The sequence below is a fragment of the Citrobacter portucalensis genome (assembly GCF_023374935.1).
Classification (GTDB): Bacteria; Pseudomonadota; Gammaproteobacteria; order Enterobacterales; family Enterobacteriaceae; genus Citrobacter; species Citrobacter portucalensis.
The window spans coordinates 4455773-4473358 of the sequence record NZ_CP092466.1 but is presented as its reverse complement, the minus strand read 5'-3'; the positions used below and the strand labels follow the sequence as shown (position 1 = coordinate 4473358).

General features: G+C 47.9%; 12 protein-coding genes and 1 tRNA gene. 9 read left to right on the top strand and 4 right to left on the bottom strand.

Annotated elements, in window-relative coordinates; genetic code table 11:
* The first annotated feature begins 48 nt into the window (after positions 1–48).
* The 3 genes from LY264_RS21640 to lptG all read left to right on the top strand — a co-directional run bounded on the left by LY264_RS21640 (position 49) and on the right by lptG (position 2344).
* On the top strand, positions 49–99 hold the full coding sequence (locus LY264_RS21640) for a hypothetical protein (RefSeq protein ID WP_212723231.1): 51 nt from the start codon (positions 49–51) through the stop codon (positions 97–99).
* 62 nt (positions 100–161) lie between these two features.
* Positions 162–1262: an LPS export ABC transporter permease LptF gene (gene lptF, locus LY264_RS21635; protein ID WP_032942200.1), complete on the top strand. Its 1101-nt coding sequence runs from the start codon at positions 162–164 to the stop codon at positions 1260–1262.
* Positions 1262–2344, top strand: coding sequence for an LPS export ABC transporter permease LptG (gene lptG, locus LY264_RS21630; protein WP_008786067.1), 1083 nt, complete (start codon positions 1262–1264; stop codon positions 2342–2344). Before lptF ends, lptG begins: the two co-directional genes overlap by 1 nt.
* A gap of 103 nt (positions 2345–2447) precedes the next feature.
* On the opposite strand, the gene LY264_RS21625 is transcribed toward lptG, so the two are convergent.
* Positions 2448–3950 (bottom strand): helicase HerA-like C-terminal domain-containing protein, encoded by a 1503-nt coding sequence (locus tag LY264_RS21625; protein ID WP_048227236.1) that lies wholly within the window; start codon positions 3948–3950, stop codon positions 2448–2450.
* A 147-nt stretch (positions 3951–4097) separates the two neighbouring features.
* Positions 4098–5117: an NADPH-dependent aldehyde reductase Ahr gene (gene ahr / locus LY264_RS21620; RefSeq protein ID WP_048227178.1), complete on the bottom strand. Its 1020-nt coding sequence runs from the start codon at positions 5115–5117 to the stop codon at positions 4098–4100.
* Positions 5118–5337: 220 nt separating this feature from the next.
* Here ahr and LY264_RS21615 point away from each other — a divergent pair.
* The 5 genes from LY264_RS21615 (at position 5338) to LY264_RS21595 (ending at position 13087) form a co-directional block, all read left to right on the top strand.
* Positions 5338–5422: transfer RNA gene (locus tag LY264_RS21615), tRNA-Leu, on the top strand.
* A 198-nt stretch (positions 5423–5620) separates the two neighbouring features.
* Complete coding sequence (locus tag LY264_RS21610; protein ID WP_071692265.1) at positions 5621–6883, top strand: tyrosine-type recombinase/integrase; 1263 nt, start codon at positions 5621–5623, stop codon at positions 6881–6883.
* Between the two features lie 203 nt (positions 6884–7086).
* Complete coding sequence (locus tag LY264_RS21605; protein ID WP_071692266.1) at positions 7087–9765, top strand: DNA methyltransferase; 2679 nt, start codon at positions 7087–7089, stop codon at positions 9763–9765.
* Positions 9766–9805: 40 nt separating this feature from the next.
* On the top strand, positions 9806–11821 hold the full coding sequence (locus LY264_RS21600; protein ID WP_071692267.1) for a DEAD/DEAH box helicase: 2016 nt from the start codon (positions 9806–9808) through the stop codon (positions 11819–11821).
* Between the two features lie 3 nt (positions 11822–11824).
* Complete coding sequence (locus LY264_RS21595) at positions 11825–13087, top strand: GIY-YIG nuclease family protein (protein WP_071692268.1); 1263 nt, start codon at positions 11825–11827, stop codon at positions 13085–13087.
* Positions 13088–13241: 154 nt separating this feature from the next.
* Here the strand turns inward: LY264_RS21595 and LY264_RS21590 are convergent, their stop codons facing one another.
* Positions 13242–14447: a helix-turn-helix domain-containing protein gene (locus LY264_RS21590; protein ID WP_071692269.1), complete on the bottom strand. Its 1206-nt coding sequence runs from the start codon at positions 14445–14447 to the stop codon at positions 13242–13244.
* Positions 14448–14459: 12 nt separating this feature from the next.
* The gene (locus LY264_RS21585) at positions 14460–15128 is read right to left on the bottom strand and encodes a hypothetical protein (protein WP_048215043.1); all 669 of its coding nucleotides are present in this window, start codon (positions 15126–15128) and stop codon (positions 14460–14462) included.
* Positions 15129–15430: 302 nt separating this feature from the next.
* Here LY264_RS21585 and LY264_RS21580 point away from each other — a divergent pair, with 302 nt between their 5' ends.
* A complete protein-coding gene (locus LY264_RS21580; protein ID WP_071692270.1) occupies positions 15431–17584 on the top strand; it encodes an AAA family ATPase in 2154 nt (717 codons plus the stop codon).
* Positions 17585–17586: the final 2 nt, after the last annotated feature.

Here is a 17586-nt window from a genome sequence, read left to right as displayed (position 1 = left end):
GTTATTACGGCATTGGCACGTCAGAACAATTTCTGAGAGGTGGATCCGTTGAGTATAATGATCTTAGCGACGATTTCGACGACTCAAGAGAATAAATGACGTTTAAGCCATGAAACAAGCTAAATTCCGGCAAAAGACGGGTTTTTACGGGCGTATTTAAAGTGATAATCATAAGATATCTGGTTCGGGAAACGCTCAAAAGCCAACTTGCGATCCTATTCATCCTGCTTTTGATCTTCTTTTGTCAAAAGTTGGTCAGGATCCTTGGTGCGGCTGTTGACGGTGATATCCCGGCAAATCTGGTGCTCTCGCTGCTGGGGCTGGGCGTGCCAGAAATGGCGCAACTTATCTTGCCCTTAAGCCTGTTCCTCGGGCTGTTGATGACGCTGGGCAAACTGTATACCGAAAGCGAAATTACGGTCATGCACGCCTGCGGGCTGAGCAAGGCAGTGCTCGTGAAAGCGGCGATGGTGCTGGCGCTGTTTACCAGTATTATTGCGGCGGTCAACGTGATGTGGGCCGGGCCGTGGTCCTCCAGACATCAGGACGAAGTCCTGGCGGAGGCAAAAGCGAACCCCGGTATGGCGGCGCTTGCTCAGGGGCAATTCCAGCAGGCGACCAACGGCAGTTCGGTGCTGTTTATCGAAAGCGTTGACGGCAGCAATTTCAAAGACGTGTTCCTCGCGCAAATCCGCCCGAAAGGCAACGCTCGTCCTTCGGTCGTCGTAGCCGATTCCGGACATCTTACCCAGATGCGTGATGGCTCTCAGGTCGTGACGCTGAACCAGGGGACGCGCTTCGAAGGTACTGCGCTGCTGCGCGATTTCCGCATTACCGACTTCCAGGATTATCAGGCGATTATCGGTCATCAGGCCGTGGCGCTGGATCCAAACGATACCGATCAGATGAACATGCGTACGCTGTGGACGACCGACACCGATCGTGCCCGCGCGGAGCTAACCTGGCGTATCACGTTAGTATTCACCGTATTTATGATGGCGCTGATGGTCGTACCGCTGAGCGTGGTGAACCCGCGTCAGGGGCGCGTGCTGTCGATGCTGCCAGCAATGCTGCTCTATTTGCTGTTCTTCCTGGTTCAGACGTCGCTGAAGTCGAACGGCGGTAAAGGTAAGCTGGATCCAGTGTTCTGGATGTGGACGGTTAACCTGGCGTATCTGGCGCTCGCGATTGTGCTTAACCTCTGGGATACGGTGCCGATGCGCCGCTTGCGTGCCCGTTTTATGCGTAAAGGAGCGGTATAATGCAGCCTTTTGGTGTACTTGACCGCTATATCGGTAAAACCATTTTCACCACCATCATGATGACGCTGTTCATGCTGGTGTCGCTCTCCGGGATCATCAAGTTCGTTGACCAGCTGAAAAAAGCCGGGCAGGGGAGCTACGATGCGATGGGCGCCGGGCTGTATACCCTGCTCAGTGCGCCGAAAGATATCCAGATCTTCTTCCCGATGGCGGCACTGCTGGGGGCATTGCTGGGGTTGGGCATGCTGGCCCAGCGCAGTGAACTGGTGGTGATGCAGGCTTCTGGCTTTACCCGTATGCAGGTGGCGTTGTCGGTGATGAAAACCGCGATTCCGCTGGTGCTGCTGACGATGGCTATCGGCGAATGGGTCGCGCCACAAGGCGAACAGATGGCGCGTAACTACCGTGCGCAGCAGATGTACGGCGGCTCGTTGCTCTCTACCCAGCAGGGGTTGTGGGCGAAAGACGGTGACAGCTTTGTCTACATCGAGCGGGTGAAAGGCGACGCAGAGTTAGGCGGGATTAGCATCTACTCGTTTAACGACAAGCGCCGTCTGCAGTCTGTACGCTACGCTGCGAGCGCGACGTTTGACCCGGAGCAGAAGGTCTGGCGTTTGTCGCAGGTAGATGAATCCAACCTGACCGATCCGAAGCAAATCACCGGCTCGCAAACGGTGAGCGGCACCTGGAAAACCAACCTGACACCCGACAAGCTCGGCGTTGTGGCGTTGGATCCTGACGCGCTGTCGATTAGCGGTCTGCATAACTACGTGAAGTACCTGAAGTCGAGCGGCCAGGATGCCGGACGCTATCAGCTCAATATGTGGAGCAAAGTCTTCCAGCCGCTGTCTGTAGCGGTTATGATGCTGATGGCGCTGTCGTTTATCTTTGGTCCGCTGCGTAGCGTCCCGATGGGCGTGCGCGTGGTGACAGGGATTAGCTTTGGCTTTGTGTTCTATGTGCTGGACCAAATCTTTGGCCCGCTGACGCTGGTGTACGGCATTCCGCCGATTATCGGTGCGCTGCTGCCAAGCGCCAGCTTCTTCCTGATAAGCCTGTGGCTGATGCTACGTAAGTCGTAATCACAGTAATCGTAGGCCTGATGGCATTGTGCTTTTCAGGCCTACTCCGGAGCCATAGGCCGGATAAGGCGTTTACGCCGCCATCCGGCAACGTAACACGGGGCTAGCGTTTTCTCCCGCCCATCAAACTCCCCAACATGCCGCGAATTATCTGATTGGTAACCTGTCGCGCCGCGCTTTTCGCCACGCTCTGCACTACGCCATCGCGCTTACCGCCGCGCGGTCCGGTGCTGCCAAACAGAATATCCTTCAACCCACCGAGAATACCGCCATCCACATCGACAGCTTTACCGTTGGCGGGAGGTGTATTTTGCTGCTCGGTACTGGCCTGCACGCCTTGCTGTAAACGTTCATAGGCGGACTCGCGGTCGATCTCTTCTTCATATTTACCGTACAACGAAGAGTGATTAATCAGCCCGTTGCGCTCGTCGTCCGTCACCGGTCCCATCCGTGAGCATGGCGCAATCACCATCGCCCGTTCAACCACCGACGGGCTGCCTTTGGCGTCCAGAAACGACACCAGCGCCTCACCGGTACCCAGCTCCTGAATGGCTTTTTCGGTATCAAATGCCGGGTTGGCGCGCATGGTTTGCGCCGCGCTTTTCACCGCTTTCTGATCTTTCGGCGTGAACGCGCGCAGGGCGTGCTGCACGCGGTTCCCCAACTGACCAAGCACGTTGTCCGGAATATCCGACGGGTTTTGCGAGACGAACCACACTCCGACCCCTTTCGAGCGGATCAGGCGGATCACCTGTTCGATTTTATCCAGCAGCACCTGCGGAGCATCGTTGAACAGCAGGTGCGCTTCATCGAAGAAGAACACCAGTTTTGGCTTCTCCAGATCGCCCGCTTCCGGCAGCTGTTCGTACAGCTCGGAGAGCATCCACAGCAGGCTGGCGGCGTACAGTTTGGGCATTTGGTAGAGCTTCTCGGCGCTGAGGATATTAATCATCCCTTTGCCGCTGGCGTCGGTACGCATCCAGTCTTTGATGTCCAGCATCGGTTCGCCAAAGAAGTGTGCCGCGCCCTGTTGCTCCAGCGATAGCAGCCCGCGCTGGATCGCTCCGACCGAGGCGCTACTGATATTGCCGTACTGATTCTGGAAGGATTTAGCGTTATCGCCAATGTACTGGGTGATGGCCCGCAGGTCTTTGAAATCGAGCAGCAACAGACCCTGGTCATCGGCAATACGGAAGATAATATCCAGCACGCCGGACTGCACGTCGTTGAGGTTCAGCAGACGGGCCAGCAGCAGCGGACCGAGGTCAGATACCGTGGCCCGCACGGGATGACCTTTTTCGCCGAAGATATCCCACACCGTGACCGGATTAGCATGCGGTTGCCAGTCGGTAATGCCGATATTTTTCAGGCGGGCGAGCAGCTTTTCAGAGGCTTGTCCTTCCTCGGCCACGCCGGTTAAGTCACCTTTCACATCGGCCATAAATACCGGTACGCCAATCTCGGACAGCGATTCGGCCAGCTTCTGTAGCGTGACGGTTTTACCGGTCCCGGTCGCGCCGGTAATCAGCCCGTGACGGTTGGCCATGCCTGGCAGTAAAAACAGTTCGGTGTCCGGCGTGCGGGCAATTAGCAAGGGTGCGCTCATTGAGATTTCCTCCATTTATCCTGCCTGGAGTATAGGCAACCGTGACGCACTCTTCACCGCTAAATTGCGGAGATTGTGAGGAGAATTTAACCTGTCTGGAATAGCGGGGAGAATAGCCGGGAAGCTTACGCCACCCGGCAAAGACGATCAGAAGTCTGCTTTAAGTACTACGCGGTAGCGGGCCTTACCGTCACGCACGTGCTGGATAGCTTCGTTAATTTGCGACATCGGGTACAGTTCGGTGGTGGGCGACACCTTGCTGCGCCCGGCAAACTTCATCAGCTTGCGCAGCTCGAACGGCGTACCTGTTGCCGAACCGGAGATGCTGCGATCGCCGGCTATTAAGGTGAACGCCGGAACCGGCAGCGGCTTCAGCACCGCGCCGACGGTATGGAAGTTACCGCCGTAGGCCAGCGCTTCAAAATAGGGCTGCCAGTCGAGATCGACGTTAACCGTATTAATGATGAGATCGAACTGGCCCGCCAGCGCTTGTAGCGCATCCGGATCGCGGCTATTGACCACCTTATCCGCTCCCATCACCAACACTTCCTGCTCTTTCGCCGGATTGGAGCTGAACGCGGTCACTTCGCAGCCCATCGCGTGTAACAGCTTAATGGCGATATGCCCCAGGCCGCCGATACCGATCACCCCGACGCGGCTGGTGGCGGTGATATGGTGCATCAGCAGCGGTTTGAACACCGTGATGCCGCCGCACAGTAAGGGACCAGCTGCCGCCAGATCGATACTGTCCGGCAGCGGGATCACCCACTGCCAGTCGGCCCGCAGCTTCTCGGCAAAGCCGCCGCGATTAAGAATTGTGGGAACAGACCCTTCCAGACAGTTAATCTGATTGCCGCTGATACAGGCATCGCAGTGCCCGCAGCTGCGCGCTGTCCAGCCAACGCCGACGCGCTGACCAACCTTCAGACCTTTATCCTGCGCCGCGCTGCCGAGCGCTGCCACACGGCCAATCACCTCATGCCCGGCAACCAGCGGATACTGAGAGAATCCCCATTCGTTGTCGATCATCGACAAATCAGAATGGCAGATACCGCAGTAATCGACCTGGACTTCGACATCTTCCGGCTTAAGCTCGCCCGCATCATATTCATAGAGTTCGAGTTCGCTGCCCGCCGCTTTTGCGGCGTAGCTTTTTATCATCGACATCGTGTTTCCCTCAGTATGGTGTTGAACTGGAAGTGTAGAGCATGGGGAAACGGGACGCTTCGCAGAAGGGGGGATTAAGGAGGGGGCAAACTGTGATGATGGTTACAGGTAAGAAAGGTAATGCTGAAATTTTCAACACTTAGCGAGCCAGACACACGCTGGCGCTTGCATGGTGGCGCATGACAGGTATAATCCACAACGTTTTCCGCATCCCTTCCGTGCCGGAGTGGCGAAATCGGTAGACGCAGTTGATTCAAAATCAACCGTAGAAATACGTGCCGGTTCGAGTCCGGCCTTCGGCACCATCGGAACATCAATAGACGTCAACGGACGTCTTTTTTTGTGCCTGAAATCCAGTATCCGCAAGGCTTCCCTCGCTTTTTCACTCAACCTAAGTCAACCTGATTCAATCTACATCAACTTACTGATGCGGGTACAACTGCGGGTATATCCCGGTTCGATAATGTTTGTACCCACACAGAACCCTTGAAAGGATACTCATCATGGCTCTGAGTGATGTGAAGGTTCGTTCGACTAAGCCTGAAGAAAAAGCCTATAAGCTTACTGACGGTGAAGGCATGGTGTTGCTGGTTCACCCTAACGGCTCTAAATACTGGCGGCTTCGTTATCGCTTTGGCGGCAAAGAGAAGATGCTGGCGCTGGGAAAGTACCCTGAAGTGTCGTTGGCGGATGCCCGGGCACGCCGGGATGAAGCCCGTAAACTGTTAGCTAATGGCGTCGATCCCAGTGAGGACAAGAAAGCCGTTAAGGTAGAGCAGGAGCAAGAGGCAATAACGTTTGAAGTGGTTGCCAGAGACTGGCACGCCAGCAATCAGAAGTGGTCTGCATCACATAGCGCTCGTGTATTGAAAAGCCTCGAAGATAATCTCTTTGCTGCTATCGGTAAGCGGAACATTGCGGAACTTAAGACTCGGGATCTTCTTGTACCCATTAAAGCTGTCGAGTCATCCGGGCGTTTTGAAGTCGCCGCCCGTTTACAGCAGCGAACTACCGCGATTATGCGTTTTGCTGTGCAGAGCGGTTTAATCGACTACAACCCTGCACAAGAAATTGCCGGTGCAGTTGCTACGGCAAAAAGACAGCACCGTGCTGCTCTGGAACTTAACCGTATTCCGGAATTACTTCATCGCATTGATCACTATTCTGGTAGACCGTTAACCCGACTGGCGGTTGAACTCACTTTGTTGGTTTTCATCCGTTCAAGCGAGCTGCGTTTTGCCCGCTGGTCAGAAGTCGATTTTGAAACGGCCATGTGGACGATTCCAGGTGAGCGCGAACTGCTGGAAGGAGTTAAACATTCTCAGCGTGGTTCAAAGATGAAGACGCCGCATCTTGTTCCCTTGTCGCGACAAGCTCTGGCTATTCTTGAAAAGATCAAAAGCATGAGCGGAAATCGTGAGCTGATTTTCGTTGGCGATCATGATCCCCGTAAACCCATGAGTGAAAATACGGTAAACAAGGCTCTGAGAGTGATGGGCTATGACACGAAAACGGAAGTCTGTGGGCATGGTTTCAGAACGATGGCGTGTAGTTCACTTATTGAATCAGGATTGTGGTCGAAGGATGCGGTTGAACGGCAGATGAGTCACCAGGAGCGTAGTTCTGTGCGTGCGGCTTATATCCATAAGGCGGAGCATCTGGGAGAGAGGAGACTGATGCTGCAGTGGTGGGCGGATTATCTGGATGCGAATCGGGAGAAAGGGATTAGTCCGTTTGATTTTGGAAAACTAGAGGCTACGCGGTAGTACCGGCTGTCTTGAGGATAAATTTCCGCTGAGGATTAAGTACTCTGATCAAAGCCTGCCGCCTTATGGCGGCAGGCATAGAGATAAAGTTTTTTATTTTTTTGATACAACCTAGGTAACGCATTGGAACTACTTGATAAAATTTTCTTCGGTTAGAATGAGTGCATCATCCTCTACGGGTACTGTATTTTTTAGGAATAACAATGGCTGTTAATCAGGCGAAAATTTTTGAACATCTCGAACAACTGGTTGAAAACCCAGAGAAAGACGAATTTATCTATGGCTTTTTAACTGCTTTTGAGTTCCCTAAATCTACCCTGAGTCAGATTCGGCAAGGTGGGGCGCGTAATGTTGCGAAAGAGCCAGGACACGTTGCATTAAAAAATAAACTTTACTACCAGCCAGTGGCGGATACTGATGATCTCGAATCTGCTTTTGAGCAACGTATTGCCGATTCTGCTGTAGCAAAAAATAAGATCCGCTTTGTTCTAGTAACAAATTTTGTTCGCTTTTTAGCCTGGGACACACTGACGAAGGAGCGTCTTGATATTGAGTTTGAAGAGTTGCCCCGCAACTATGGTTTTTTCTTACCGCTGGTCGGGCTGGAGAAGGCTATTCTCAATAGTGAAAATCCGGCTGATGTGAAAGCCGCTGAAAAAATGGGAAAGCTGTTTGATCTTATCAAGGAGCGTAATGATTTAAGCAAAGCAGAAGATATCCACGCGCTTAATGTTTTCCTCACTCGCTTGTTGTTTTGCTTTTTTGCCGAAGACACCGGAATCTTTGAAAAAGGGCAGTTCACTTCGGCTGTGAAAAGTTACACCGCCGAGGATGGCAGCGATTTAGATCAGTTTTTGACAGACCTGTTTACTGTGATGAACAGCAAACCGAATAGTAAATTGCGTCAATTGCTTCCCATTCATTTGTCCGCATTCCCTTATGTTAATGGTGGCTTATTCGCCAGTGATGAGCCTGTTCCAGAGTTGGGGTTGAAGGGCAGACGTATCTTACTTGAATGCAGTGCTATGGACTGGAGCGAGATTAACCCTGACATTTTCGGCAGTATGTTCCAGGCCGTGATTGATGTGGAGCAGCGTAGCCGTTTAGGACAGCATTACACTTCTTACAGCAATATCATGAAGGTTATACAACCATTATTTCTTGAGCCATTGCGTTCAGAGCTTGAAAAACAACGCACAAACACGAATGGTCTCAAACGGTTGCTTCTCCGTCTGGGGAAAATGAAAGTTTTTGATCCTGCGTGTGGTTCAGGGAACTTCTTGATTGTCGCCTATAAAGAACTACGTCTTTTAGAAATGGACGTGATTCAGGCTCTTTTGCAATGCGACCCACAATCCATTTTTATGAGCGGTATCCATCTCGACCAGTTTTACGGCATTGAGATCGATGATTTTGCCTGTGAAATAGCTCGGCTTTCTCTCTGGCTTGCGGAGCATCAACTAAATAAGCAGTGGGAAGAACATATTGGTTCAGCACCACCAGCGTTGCCGTTGCGATCATCAGGTAAAATTTGGAGCGGTAATAGCCTGAAAAAAGACTGGCAGGAAGTGTGTCCAAAAGGGACTGATGATGAAGTTTATGTGATTGGTAACCCGCCGTTTTTAGGGACGTTAGGCCGCTCTGATGAACAGCGTGCTGATATGCAGGCGGTATTTAGAGGTTTTAAGTCATTAGGTGGTTTGGATTTTGTTGCCTGCTGGTTCTGGAAGGGAGCGCAATATATCCAGAATAGCCGTGCTGAGCTGGCACTGGTAGCTACAAATTCGTTATGTCAGGGAGAGCAGGTAGCAACATTATGGCCTTCTATCTTCGAGCTGGGACTGAGTATTCATATTGCCTACCCTACCTTTACATGGGCAAACAATGCACGCGATAAAGCGGCAGTACATGTAGTCATTGTTGGGCTATCAGGACGAAGCAAAAACCGTCAGCTCTTCCAACAGGTAGACGGGCACTGGCACAGTAAGCAAGTGAGCAATATTAGCCCTTATTTGGTGGAAGGCAGCAACATTGCCGTGGTACCAACCATCAAACCAATGGTCGACGGTATCCCTCCGTTATTATTTGGTAATAAACCTACCGATGGCGGCAACTTGCTGTTGAATCGAGCTGAACGTGATGCATTACTCCTGCAGGAACCACAAGCCTCTCGCTGGATAAAAAAAATATTAGGATCTGACGAATTTCTCAATAGCCAAGATCGCTGGTGCCTGTGGTTAGTGGGGATTACTGATGAAGAACTTCAATCTATGCCTAATGTATACAGTCGCGTTCAAAAAGTGGCTGAAATGCGTAGAAAAAGCGCTAAGTTAAGCACACAAAAAAAAGCTAATACACCACATATCTTTGATGAAATTCGGCAGCCTACATCTGGGGATTACATTCTGATACCACGAGTCTCATCTGAACGCAGAACGTATATCCCCCTTGGTTTTTTTAACTCCGACATCATCAGTTCTGACAGAAACTTTATTCTTCCAAATGGTAGCTTGTATGAATTCGCCATCATGACTTCAGTAATACACAATGACTGGATGCGATTGGTTGCTATGCGCTTAAAGAGTGATTACAGCTATGGCAATAAAGTAGTTTACAACACCTTCCCGTGGCCTAAGACGAACGATGCGCAGCGCAAATCTATTATTGCGCTGGCAAAAACTGTGCTATTGACGCGTGAGAATTATCCAGAAAACACGCTGGCGGAGTTATATGATCCACTTAAGATGCCAACTGATCTTTTTGAGGCCCATCAGGCGTTAGATAAGGCCGTTGATCGTCTTTACCGTGACAAACCATTCAGGGACTCCACTGAGCGTTTGAGTTGCCTGTTAGAGCGTTACGAAGCGCTGACTAAAGCATAAGGGGTCGCTCTGCCAGCCAGGGCATACAGAGGATTGCATTGTGGAAAATATTTTACAGGTGACTTACGGGCAAACTGGGCAAAGTGCGAGTCTAAATGAGTTTGGTATGCGGGAAATGCAGGCTCGAGCCTTTGAGCAGCGTAATAGCTCTTATCTACTTATCAAAGCTCCGCCAGCGTCTGGTAAATCAAGAGCATTAATGTTTCTTGCCCTGGATAAACTTGTTAATCAGGGTTTACGCAAAGCTATTGTCGCGGTCCCTGAAATGTCTATCGGAGGTTCGTTTAAAGATACTGAACTTACGAAGCATGGTTTCTTTGCTAACTGGAAAGTAAAACCTGAAAATAATCTGTGCATTGGCGGTGGAGAGGCTGGGAAGGTTGAAGCCTTTAAACGATTTATGGCGAGTCCTGACGACATTCTGGTCTGTACTCATGCCACCCTGCGTTTTGCTTTCGATAAGCTGAATGTTGAATCGTTTAATGATTGCCTAGTTGCAATTGATGAGTTCCATCATGTCTCCGCGGATGAAAACAACCGTTTGGGCAATCTGATTGATGCTCTGATGAAAGGTTCTAATGCACATATTGTTGCAATGACTGGTTCTTACTTCCGAGGGGATACCGTACCCATTCTGCAACCCGAAGATGAAGCTCAGTTCACGAAAGTGACATATACCTACTACGAACAGCTCAATGGATACCATTATTTAAAATCTTTAGGCATTGGCTACCATTTTTATCAGGGTTCATACATCAAGGCACTACCTTCAGTGCTGGATGCTAGCAAAAAAACCATCATCCATATTCCCAATGTTAATTCCGGCGAATCAACAAAAGATAAACATGCTGAGGTTGATGCCATCTTGGATGCGCTGGGTGAGGTGAAGCTGCAAGAGCCAGATACCGGTATCTATCGAGTGAAACGCAAAAGCGATGGCAAGTTATTGCGTGTAGCGAATCTGGTTGATGATAACCCGGCAGAAAGACCGAAAGTACAGGCGTATCTTCGCAATATCCACTCTGCCGACGATATGGATATCATTATTGCGTTAGGTATGGCGAAAGAGGGGTTTGACTGGCCTTTCTGTGAGCATGTGCTGACCATTGGTTATCGCAGCTCGATGACCGAGATTGTGCAAATAATTGGGCGTGCGACACGCGATTGTGAAGGCAAAACTCACGCACAGTTTACTAACCTTATTGCTCAGCCTGATGCTCAAGATGATGACGTTAAAGTATCAGTAAACAACATGCTTAAAGCCATCACTACCTCGTTGTTGATGGAGCAGATCATGGCTCCAAATATTCAATTTAAACCACGATCTCAATGGACTGGCGAGCCGTTACCTGCCAATACGGTTCTGGTTGATGATCATGCGTTACCGGTATCAGACAAGGTTCTAACAATCCTTAACGGCGGTAAAAACGAGATCCTGGCGGCGCTAATGGCGAATGAGCAGGTGGTTAAAGAGGCTATTACCGAGTCAACACCGCCTGAGGTAATTACTCAGGTAGTGTTACCATCGGTAATACAAACCCTTCACCCTGACCTCACTGAATACGAACTAGAACAGGTTCGCAGTGGTATTTTGCAGAGTCTTTTTGTAGGTCAATGTGGTGGTCTTATTGATGAAGCCGACTTACCGACTGATGCTATTATCGATAGCGCCCCGGGTCAGCGTACCGGAAATTCGAATGACACATTAAACATCAATAATCAGTTCATAAAAATGGGTGATAAATTCATCAATATTGAAAACTTGAATATTGACTTAATTGATGCGGTAAATCCTTTCCACGGTGCTTACGAGATTCTATCAAAATCAGTCACCGCGACGATGCTAAAAACTATTCAGGAAGCAGTCAGAGCTAATCAGGCACAGGTATCTGAGGAGGAGGCGGTAATGCTCTGGCCAAGAATTAAAGCGTTTGCCAGTGAGCATAAAAGGGAGCCATCGTTGAATGCCAGTGACGCAATAGAGGTTCGTTATGCAGAAGCGTTAGCTTACATCCGAAAAATGAAACAACAGCGTACTGTGCGACAGGAACCGTAACTTATGCTCAGACTTTCACCTCTTCAAGTTCGTCAAAAAGTGACAATTGATGACATTTTTTCCGAACCAGACGATCTTGGTTTACTCGTAGTCGAACCACTAAAAATATATTCCCCTACGGGTAATCTGCCTGTAAGCAGATTAGAAGAGATTAATGCATTTTATGTGGTTCATGGGCGTCCACCTCTACCCGATTCGGCGGAATTTAAGGAAACGTTGCTAGCACAACGTTTGAGGGTTCTCAAGGATAATAAGCAATATCGCGAGATGTTGCAGCCATTTGATATTCATGGCTTACTCGCAGGTGAAAATAACGAGAATACCCTTGAATCATCTGTATCATTCTCAGTTCCTCCCGTCGAGGTTGATAGGTCGGAGTTGGTCACCTCTCTGGACGATATCTTTGCTGATGATGATGATGGATTGCTCTCATTTGCTGAGCCCGATATTTTCACGTTAAAACATGTTCCGATTGTAAAGAAAACACAGCCTGACGAAATTGCCAAACGACAGCCGTGTCCTGATTTTTATCGATTTTCCCCACTGTTTGAGACAGTCCAAAATGGTCTGAAAACTGGGGCGTTTTCATTTGTTCGCTTCCGCCACGAGTTAAAAATTCATGAAGGTGATTTTTTTATTCTCAATGGGGTTATGGGCTATGTAGATAAAGTTGGTGAGCGGTTGGAGGAATATGGACCTTGGAATGCACGTTTACATTTGGTGTTTGAAAACGGAACTGAGATGAATATGCTTTTCCTCTCGCTTACGCATGGTCTGGTACGAGATACAGAAGGTCGTAAAGTTGTTTTAAATGGACAGGCAATTCGTCCTGATGAAGCTCCGGTTCCGACAGGATATATCTATGTCCTTGCCACGCATAGCGACAAGCCAGCTCTTCAACGTTTTAAACCTGAGTTGTATAAAATTGGCTTTACTGAAGGAACTATCGAAGAGCGCATCAAACACGCTGAAAAAGATAAAACATTCCTCGAAGCACCCGTTCGTATAGTCATGACTACGCAATGCTTCAATATCAATACTCACAAATTTGAAACGCTTATTCACGGTTTTTTAGGTAAGCAACGGCTCAATATCACATTGCGGGGTTTAGATGGACAAACTTATCATCCCCGTGAATGGTTCCATGTGCCTTTAGCGACTGTGCTCTCTGTGATCAAGTACATTCTTGACGGTACAATTTCGCAATATCGGATGGACAATACGACAGGGAAGATTGTGGCGAAGAGAGATACTGGTCATTCGTGAAGCGAGAGGAAATCATTTGGCTATGATTCGAGCATTCTAATGCTGTATAATTTTTCTCCACATAACAAGAGTTGCTCTAGGAGATATAAGCTGACACTACCCTAGGAATTGTAGCGTCAGCCTTCATCGGCAATTTCAGCGCAGCATCGGCTATTTAAGATTTGCGAGTGAACAAATTGACAACATTTGATTTTTCATCTTCTCTTACTGCAGGTGTCAGACTATTCTTGAGTTTAATTTTTGAATTAATATCAAGTAATGGTTTATCTGCTAAATATCCGCGAGGAAGAGAAAGAATATCTTCAGCATCAACACGGGACATGCTTAAAGTTTCAAGTAAGGTTGATTTAGAGAATGTGTTTGTTTCAAACAACAAATTGACACATCGAGGCAGCAATCTCACTGACTCTGGTTTACGAAGATCATCAAGTGGTTCACCTTTTCTCCAGCCTCGAGCAGAAACGCTTTTATATAGGCGCTGGTATTCTAGCGGAGAAATGAGTTCCAATGATTTAGCTCTATGAATCATGGATTGAGCAGACATTCCCCAGCGAGTTTTCAATGAAATAAAATTCTCAAGCGTTGGAAACGGAGGTAATTCTACCGAAAATGCTTCCTCTGGTAACATCAAACATGCTGCAAATTTATGAGCTTGTTCCTCAATTGGTTTAAAATTGACAGAGTCAAGTCTTTCGACATATCTGTGCAACACTACGTGCCCAAGCTCATGTGCAGCGTCAAAACGACTTCTGTAATAATTATCTTTGTCACTGGCAAGAATAATGTAAGGACGACTCTCTGACTCATTCCATTGAGAATATCCATCCATCATTGCGCTTCCCTGTTCAAAACGAGAACATACAACTCCGGCATTTTCGATAATCAAAAGCAAATCGGTAATAGGAGCTATACCCAAACCCCACTGCTGACGGCATTTTGCAGCCATCACTTCGATCATTTCATCATCAATTGCGCGGTAATCAGTAACCTCTAAATGAGGAACATCTACTTCAGGATAATCAAGGTACTCCTGTAAAGTTGTGGAAACTTCCTGCAACCATCCCATATAACGCTCAGAAGCATTGCACAGATCTTTCGCTGTGTTTGCCATAGTTCTGAAGAAAACTGGATTGTTCTCTTTTTTCACCGTTGGTTTGATAAACCATGTGACAGGGCAGTTCAGAACCCGTCCCAAGATCGCAATGACTTCTGCATCAGGAGAGTGACTGCCATTCTCCCATTTCGTAATCGTAGAGGGGGAACGGTCAACCAAACGACCCAAATTAATTTTAGATAACCCTCGTGCTTCACGAAGCTGAGTTAACCTTTCCGGCTGAAATCCCGTTATTCCCACTCTCATATTTTCACCACGTTAGCCTTCCTGTTCTTTCAGGCGTTTCTTCAGCTGTGGAATAACCTTATCTGGTATGACCACAGCTTGTTCAGTATGGTAAAGCTCAAGTAGCTCGCTTACTGAACGGTTAAAGTGATACCCCTTCATATTTGTAAAGGGAACGACAATCCTTAGGTCCAACATGTTATCTTGCGAATGACCGTGAGGTGGGTTGATATTTAAGACCAGCATTCCTAGAGTGCCAACTCCACCTTCAGATTGATCACGTTCGCTAAATAAATCTGGCGTATATCCTTCAAAACTCTCGTTTAATTCTGCTAATAAAGAACGATGTTTTGCACCTCGAATGCACTTTTCATCATAGTTCAGTCCGATTCGACTAATCTTCACTCCTGCAGAATTTACTATGATGTAGCTCTCACCTTTAGGTGTCGTGTCCACGTCACAACAAACAATACCCGAGTTTTCTGCAGCTCTTCGAAAAGCCGCATTCAGTACATAATGTCGTGCTTGAGGGCGAAAGCGTGATTGTTCTGGCTCACCTAGTTTTGCGATGCTTCCCATTGTAAGCGCATTTGCAGCCACGTATGCGGTATGGAGTTCTTCTTGGATGTTAAGCCAGAATTCTCGCTGAAAAGCATTTACGATCAGTCCGCTAATGTCCTTTTGTACGTCATCTTTACTCATTTAGATACCCTGATTGCGTTAAGCAGATTTAATCATAGTTTTTTTTCGTTTTGACAGCAAGAAGAGATCATCTCTATGAGGTGCCTGAACTATTCGTAGTAAGAATGAGCCTTAGAAACTTGGGCACAGGGACGTTGCTTTCGCTCGCAATAGTGAATGTTTAGCTACGTGGTTTTGGGTATGTTGCGTTAGGCTTCATCTGTAGGGTAGCTGCTGCAATATGAACGAAACAGGCGTACGATTATGCTTAATATTCAAACCATTCGTTATGACGTCACGCCGACCAACTTGCCAGGATTTTCATGAGAAAGATTAAAAGACTCAACGCCGACATCCCAGACGATTTAAAACCGGCTCGTATTGTTCAAGAAGAAAGCGAGTTGAGAAAATATTTTCTCCAGTCACCTAAATTGCGTAGTCACAGTCGTCCTCCCATTAATAAAGAAATTTTTTATTCTGAAAGCGTTTGGTCTGCATTGCAGAAAACCTTCCATAGCCGCTGTGCTTGGTGTGAAACCCATGTTGCGTCACATGATGGAGAAATTGTCCATTTTCGCCCTCTCAGTAACGCAAAAGGGCTAAAGGAAGAGGAAAGTCTGGATTCTTACGGTTGGTTGGCATATGTGTGGGACAATCTTTTTTTGTCGTGCTCAGGGTGTAATCGTGTGCGTCGTAATTACTTCCCTGTTGGGTCCGCACGAGCTCCAGTTCTTTCGACGTGGAGAGGTGCAAACATTCTAGAAACTGTATTGTTGATTAACCCCTGTCTGGATGACCCCATTCGGCACCTGTCGCTCAGTCGTGATGGGACACTGGTGGCCTTAACAGATAAGGGGCAGCACACCCTCATGCTTTTTGATCTCAACCGAACTGACCTGATTTTTTCCCGAAAAAAACAAATCAATCATGTCCATTCCTTCTTCTCCGGAAGGGACGGTTCTGTCGATGAATTCCAAAAATTTTATTTAAGTGATGATTGCCCTCAGGGTATAGTAAATTTGATCATAGCTATGTTTATGAAGGAGCATGTTGGGGGGAGACCATGCCGTTCCACAAACAAAGTCGAATCTTTTATCAACGACAGCGTGAAACTTGGGTACTTTGCATTTGATAACAATGCGGATACCTTAGGAGAGATATTTGAGGAAATTGAGCAGCTGAGTTACAGGGATGTTGAATATGACAAATTTGCCAGCATCTTAGATTATGAAAGTCAGGCCTCTCGTCATCTGAAAAAAATCGATATTCATCATTTTAAAGGCCTTGGTCACTTCACCCTGAATCTGAAACACAGTGAGTCAAAATCTCTTGCCCCTTGTATGATGCTACTAGGAGAAAATGCGACAGGCAAAAGTTCAATTCTTCAATCTATTGCACTAGCAATGATGACCGCAGCTCAGCGTAAAAAACTGAACCTGCTCTATGACGACTTTATTGCCCGGGACAATGGTGAGTGGACTGTAGATCATATTCAACCTGCTGAGATTAGTCTTACATTTAATGATGGTACGAGTAGCATGTTTCGTATCGATGAAAATTTCAATGCCATCGGGGAAGGTGTTAGCAACATTGTTTTTCTGGCATATGGGGCAAGACGCTTTGTGAAACCACTTAAGCAAGGAGGCCTAAGAAATAGTATTATAAGCAATACGTTATTCAATCCAGTTGCTCTGTTGTCAAATCCAACCGGATGGTTACAAGAATGTGATGATGACGTGTTTCTGTCAGTTGCTAGGGCAATGAAGGAGATCCTTGCTCTAAAACAGGATGATATCATTTTCCGCAATGACCAAAGACATATCATGGTCCGTGCGCACAAGCGTAACACACCGCTTGAAAATATGAGTGATGGCTACAAGGCTTTGTTTTATGTGGCTATCGACATTATGCGTCATATGCTTAAGCGTTGGGACAGCCTGGAATATGCTTCCGGAATTGTCATAATTGATGAAATTGAAACACATCTGCATCCACGGTGGAAAATGCAGGTGGTGAGCGCTTTCCGGCGAGCAATGCCAGGAATCCAGTTCATATTTACGACCCACGACCCTCTATGTTTGCGAGGAATGTTTGATGGTGAAGTGCATGTGTTAAAACGTGATGAAATGCACTCAATCACCGAGGAAGACGATCTGCCTAGGTTTCAGGGATTGAGAACGGAACAACTTCTAACATCTGAGTATTTTGGTCTTCTTACACCTAATGATCCGGATCTTGAACGGAGGCTAGAAGATATTGCCGGACAAGAGGGAGACCATCAGGCGGAATATATTCGTCAGGTAGAACAGGAACTCAGTGAAATGACTGTGCTTGGCACGACTCTGAGCCAGCGTGTAGTCCATGAGGCATTAGCGCGATATTTGATTTCCGTAACGCGAAAGCAGCCTGAAGCCAAAGATATTAAAGAGGATGCCATCAGAGCTATCCTTAACGTCCTGGTTCAAAAAGGTTATTGATC

Coding starts and splice junctions, on each gene's coding strand:
- lptG (WP_008786067.1), top strand. CDS start 1,262: ATGCAGCCTTTTGGTGTACTTGACCGCTATATCGGTAAAACCATTTTC.
- LY264_RS21625 (WP_048227236.1), bottom strand. CDS start 3,950: ATGAGCGCACCCTTGCTAATTGCCCGCACGCCGGACACCGAACTGTTT.
- ahr (WP_048227178.1), bottom strand. CDS start 5,117: ATGTCGATGATAAAAAGCTACGCCGCAAAAGCGGCGGGCAGCGAACTC.
- LY264_RS21610 (WP_071692265.1), top strand. CDS start 5,621: ATGGCTCTGAGTGATGTGAAGGTTCGTTCGACTAAGCCTGAAGAAAAA.
- LY264_RS21605 (WP_071692266.1), top strand. CDS start 7,087: ATGGCTGTTAATCAGGCGAAAATTTTTGAACATCTCGAACAACTGGTT.
- LY264_RS21595 (WP_071692268.1), top strand. CDS start 11,825: ATGCTCAGACTTTCACCTCTTCAAGTTCGTCAAAAAGTGACAATTGAT.
- LY264_RS21590 (WP_071692269.1), bottom strand. CDS start 14,447: ATGAGAGTGGGAATAACGGGATTTCAGCCGGAAAGGTTAACTCAGCTT.
- LY264_RS21585 (WP_048215043.1), bottom strand. CDS start 15,128: ATGAGTAAAGATGACGTACAAAAGGACATTAGCGGACTGATCGTAAAT.
- LY264_RS21580 (WP_071692270.1), top strand. CDS start 15,431: ATGAGAAAGATTAAAAGACTCAACGCCGACATCCCAGACGATTTAAAA.